The organism is Bacillus sp. LR--39 (genome assembly GCF_053613335.1).
On sequence record NZ_JBSIOT010000589.1, the window covers coordinates 1 to 850 of the forward strand.

Here is an 850-nt window from a genome sequence, read left to right on the forward strand (position 1 = left end):
CCTTCGAATGATGGTACGCCGAAGAAGTTCATCATGATGCCGATGTAGCGGTGTCCCATTTCCATCTCAGCCGCAGGGCCTTCTGAATAGTAGCCGCCGCGAGCTTGGATATGAATTGCTTTTTTATCAGTCAACAAGCCGACAGGACCTTGTTCTGTGTATTTGAATGATTTTCCTGCAACAGCAACAGAATCGAGATACGCTTTCATCACTGGCGGGAATGAGAAGTTCCATAAAGGAGTAACAAATACGTACTTATCAGCTGATGCAAATTGATCGCTAAGCTCTCCCAAACGGCCTACTTTCGCTTTTTCGCTTTCAGAAAGCTCTTCAAAGCCTGTACCTGACTGAAGCTTTCCCCATCCGCTAAATACATCTGCGTCAATGTGCGGAATGTTTTCTTTGTACAAATCGATATGTACAACTTCATCATTTGGATTTGCTTCTTTGTAAGATTCGATAAATGCTTTACCTGTTGCCATACTGTACGAAGTTGCTTCGTCATGCGGATGAGCAGTGATATATAATACTTTTGCCATTTTTACCAGCCCTTTCGTTTTTAAAAATCACACATCAATTATTATCATACAGATGCATAATGATTATTCTGTCTCTCTTAGACTTTATTATAGAGACAAAGAAATTTACTTTCAAGTAAAACATCTCGAATTAAAGATTATTTAACTTTCCAAACAGCTTTCTTTTCAAAAGCTGTTCTCAAGCCGGAATACAGCGCGGACAGTTCTTTACTGATCCGAGGATAATGAGGGACATGCGGCACTTGAATATCCGCAGGCATCCTTTTCATGATAAAGGATTGCTCAGCCTGTTCAAAAAACGCCCGCAGCTG

At 40.9% G+C, this 850-nt stretch carries 2 protein-coding genes; both read right to left on the reverse strand.

Annotated elements, in window-relative coordinates:
• Nucleotides 1-539: FMN-dependent NADH-azoreductase AzoRB (azoRB, locus tag ACWHAR_RS25125; protein WP_452088189.1), on the reverse strand; the 539-nt coding region annotated here is incomplete at its 3' end.
• A gap of 137 nt (nt 540-676) precedes the next feature.
• A partial coding sequence (locus tag ACWHAR_RS25130) for a hypothetical protein (protein WP_452088190.1) occupies nt 677-850 on the reverse strand: 174 nt, incomplete at its 5' end.